The sequence below is a fragment of the Roseomonas sp. TS2 genome (genome assembly GCF_058833935.1).
In genome coordinates, this window is record NZ_JCACVY010000292.1 from 1 (window position 1) to 3501 (window position 3501).

At 75.1% G+C, this 3501-nt stretch carries 4 protein-coding genes; 2 read left to right on the top strand and 2 right to left on the bottom strand.

Translation table 11 applies throughout. The features are described from left to right. A partial coding sequence (locus ACZJYS_RS23490) for an LpxL/LpxP family acyltransferase (protein ID WP_493180533.1) occupies positions 1-390 on the top strand: 390 nt, incomplete at its 5' end. Positions 391-399: 9 nt separating this feature from the next. Here the strand turns inward: ACZJYS_RS23490 and ACZJYS_RS23495 are convergent. Beyond that, positions 400-1212, bottom strand: coding sequence for an MBL fold metallo-hydrolase (locus ACZJYS_RS23495; RefSeq protein WP_493180534.1), 813 nt, complete (start codon positions 1210-1212; stop codon positions 400-402). Positions 1213-1238: 26 nt separating this feature from the next. After that, positions 1239-2501: an amidase gene (locus ACZJYS_RS23500; RefSeq protein ID WP_493180535.1), complete on the bottom strand. Its 1263-nt coding sequence runs from the start codon at positions 2499-2501 to the stop codon at positions 1239-1241. Between the two features lie 202 nt (positions 2502-2703). Here ACZJYS_RS23500 and aqpZ point away from each other — a divergent pair, with 202 nt between their 5' ends. Then, on the top strand, positions 2704-3450 hold the full coding sequence (gene aqpZ, locus ACZJYS_RS23505; protein ID WP_109517754.1) for an aquaporin Z: 747 nt from the start codon (positions 2704-2706) through the stop codon (positions 3448-3450). The last annotated feature ends 51 nt before the right edge of the window (positions 3451-3501 follow it).

Consider the following 3501-nt stretch of genomic DNA (forward strand, 5'->3'; position numbering starts at 1 on the left):
ACCGATTACGGGGCGCGGCTGATCCCGCCCAGCACCAGCGCGGCGCGTGAGGCGCTGCGGCGGGTGCAGGCGGGGCGCGCGCCCTTCCTGATCTATCTCGACGAGTACAAGGGCGGCCGGGTGAACGCCCCCGCCCTGGGCCGGCCCCTGCCCACCGGCGGCAACATCGCCACCGCCCTGCGGCTGGCGGCGAAGACCGGCGCGGCCCTGGTGCCGGCCTATGCGCTGCGCGAGCCGGGGCCGCGCTTCCGGCTGCGCTTCCTGCCGCCCGTGCCGGTCAGCGGCGCGCTGGAGGCCGACATCGCCGCGCTGGAGGCGGTGATCGACCCCATCGTGCGGGCCCATCTGGAGCAGTGGTTCATGCTGCACGTGTTCCGGCCCGACCGGTAGGGGCCGGCGCTACATCCGGCCGTCCAGCAGCTCCACGTACCGGGCGGCCGAGCGGGCGACGATCCCCGGCCCGTCGCGCAGCACCTCCTGCCCGGCGAAGGCGCCGTAGATGCGCTCGTAGCGCCAGGGCGCCAGGGTGGCGGCCATGCGCCGCACCGCGTCGGCGGGCAGAGGCAGCATGTTCGGGTAGCTCCACTGGAACGACACCCGCCGCGCCCCGGGGGTGACCTGGACGATGTCGCCCGCCAGCAGGGCGCCGGCGCCCTCGGCGGCCTGCGCCCAGTGCAGCACGGTGCCGCCCGGGAAGTGGCCGCCGGCGCGGATCAGCGTCGCTCCCGGCGCCAGCTCCAGCGTCTCTCCTTCCCACAGGCGCAGGGCGGGGGAGGGGCGCATGATCCAGTCCCGGTCCGCCGCGTGCAGGTGCAGGGTGGCGCCGAAGGCGGCCGCCCAGTCCTGCATCGTGGTGTAGTAGTGCGGGTGCGAGATGGCGATGGCGCGGATCCCGCCCAGGCCATGCACCAGCGCCTCCGTCGCCGCGTCGAGCAGCGCGATGCAGTCCCACAGGATGTTGCCGTGCGGCGTGACCAGCAGGAAGGCGCGCTGGTTGATGGCGAAGGCCGGCACCGTCTGCACGCTGAACAGGCCGGGCTCGTGGCGGCGCCAGGCGTTGCGGTGGCCCTGCGCCAGCGCCTCCCGCCCCGTCCAGGCCTGGCCGGTGGCGGGGACGTATTGCCGCTCGTCCTGGCAGATGGGGCAGGCGTCAGGCGGCGCGGCGGCCTCCGGGTAGGCGGTGCCGCAGGCCGTGCACAGGAACACCGTCATCGCGCTTCCTCCTGTTCCGGGCCGCCTCAGGCGCCGATTACCCGTTCCACCCAGCCGGCCCAGCCGAGCAGCGCGGCATCGGCGCCGAAGGGAGCCACGAGCTGCACGCCGAGCGGCATGCCGGCGGCGCCGGTGCCGGCGGGCAGGCTGATGCAGGGGCCGTGCAGCGCCGTCCACAGCGCGTTGCAGGCCGGGTCGCCGGTCGCCTCCAGCCCCAGCGGCGCCTCGGAGGGCGCGGAAGCGGTGAGCAGGATGTCGTACTCCGCCATCAGGTCGCGGAAGGCGGCGCGGGCGGTGGCGAAGGCGGCGCGCCCCTCGATCAGGGCGGTGGCGGGCAGGCTCTCGGCCCAGTCCAGCCGCTCGGTCAGCACGGGGGAGATGAGGGCGCGCGCCGCGTTGCGCTCCCAGGCCAGGGCGTGCGCCGTCTCGGCGTTCATCACCACCGGGTGGGCCTCCACCGCCGCCCGCAGCGGCGCGGTGAGCGGGACCGGCGTCACCCGCGCCCCGGCCCGGGCGCAGGCGGCGGCCACCGCCTCGATGCGGGCGCGGCTGTCCTCGGTCAGCAGCGATTCGCCGGGGCCGAAGCAGAGGGCGATGCGCGGCGCCGCCTCGGGCCTGGCGGAGAAGTCCAGCCCCGTCAGCGCGCCGGCGAACAGCGCGCAATCGGCCGCGCCGCGGCCGAACACGCCGATCGTGTCCAGGCTCTCGCTCATCACCTTCATGCCGGCGCGGTGGATCAGCCCGTAGCTCGGCTTGAAGCCGGCGATGCCGCAATAGGCGGCGGGGCGCAGCACGGAGCCCGCCGTCTGCGTGCCGAAGGCCAGCGGGAAGAAGCCCGCCGCCACCCCCGCCGCCGAGCCCTGGCTGGAGCCGCCCGGGGTGCGCGCCGGGTCGTGCGGGTTGGTGGTGGGGCCGGGGTGGCGCGTCGCGAACTCGGTGGTGACGGTCTTGCCCTGGATGACGCCGCCGGCGCGCCGCGCCAGCGCCACGGCGGCGGCATCGGCGCGCGGCCGGTGCCCGGCCCAGATGGGCGAGCCGTATTGCGAGGGCAGGTCGGCGGTGTCGAGCACGTCCTTCACGCCCACCGGCAGGCCGTGCAGCGGGCCGGGCAGCGCCGCCGCCGCGGCCTGCCGCACCCGCGCGGGCTCCAGCGAGACGAAGGCGCGCACCGTGCCGTCCCGCGCCGCGGCGCGCTCCAGGCAGGCCTCGGCCAGGGTGGCGGGGGAGAGGCTGCCGGCGGCGATGCGCGCGGCGGCCTCGGTGGCGGAGAGATCGGCGGGATGGGTCATGGCGCCGATGCTAGGCAAAAGCCGGGCCAGGTCCACCCGGCACATCTGTTTCGCTCTCGGCTTGTTCAACCGGGGGCATGCCGTTGCGTCATCATAACTGTAAGAAAATGTCAGGATGCTGGCTAAGCTGAAGGGGCCGTGGCGGTGCCGCTGGCAAAGCCGGTCCACGGTCGCATCCGGTCAGGGAGCCAAGGGGATGGACATGAGCAGGCGCATGGCGGCCGAGTTCCTCGGCACCGCCTGGCTGACCTTCGGCGGCTGCGGCAGCGCCGTGCTGGCGGCCGCCTATCCCGGCCTCGGCATCGGCTTCACGGGTGTCGCCCTGGCCTTCGGGCTGAGCGTGCTCTGCATGGCCTATGCGGTCGGCCCCATTTCGGGTGGGCACTTCAACCCGGCCGTCACGCTCGGCCTGTGGGTGGGTGGGCGCGTGCCCTCCGCCACGCTGCTGCCCTACATGGCGGCGCAGGTGGCGGGCGCGGTCGCGGCGGCGGCCCTGCTCTACCTCATCGCCAGCGGCAAGCCCGGCTTCGAGCCGGGCGGCTTCGCCGCCAATGGCTACGGCGCGCTCAGCCCGGGCCAGTACACGCTGCTGGCCTGCCTGCTGATGGAGGTGGTGGCCACCGCCGTCTTCCTGGTGGTCATCATGGGCGCCACGGCGCCGAAGGCACCGGGCGGCTTCGCGCCGATCGCCATCGGGCTGGCGCTGACGCTGATCCACCTGCTGTCCATCCCCGTCACCAACACCTCGGTGAACCCGGCCCGCAGCACCGGGCCGGCGCTGTTCGCGGGCGGGGACTATATCTTCCAGCTCTGGCTGTTCTGGCTGGCGCCGATGGCGGGCGCGGTTCTGGGCGGCTGGCTGGCGCGCAGCCTGGGGCAGGATGCGGCCTCGGGCGAGAAGCCGCAGATCGCCACCACCCCCTCCGGCCCCACCGCGCCCGCGCACTGACCACGATCGCCGAGCCCGCCCACTGGCCGGGACCGCCCCGGCCAGACCTCC

Excerpts from the sequence above, each read along its gene's own strand:
- ACZJYS_RS23500 (WP_493180535.1), bottom strand. The coding sequence starts at position 2,501 with ATGACCCATCCCGCCGATCTCTCCGCCACCGAGGCCGCCGCGCGCATC.
- aqpZ (WP_109517754.1), top strand. The coding sequence starts at position 2,704 with ATGAGCAGGCGCATGGCGGCCGAGTTCCTCGGCACCGCCTGGCTGACC.
- ACZJYS_RS23495 (WP_493180534.1), bottom strand. The coding sequence starts at position 1,212 with ATGACGGTGTTCCTGTGCACGGCCTGCGGCACCGCCTACCCGGAGGCC.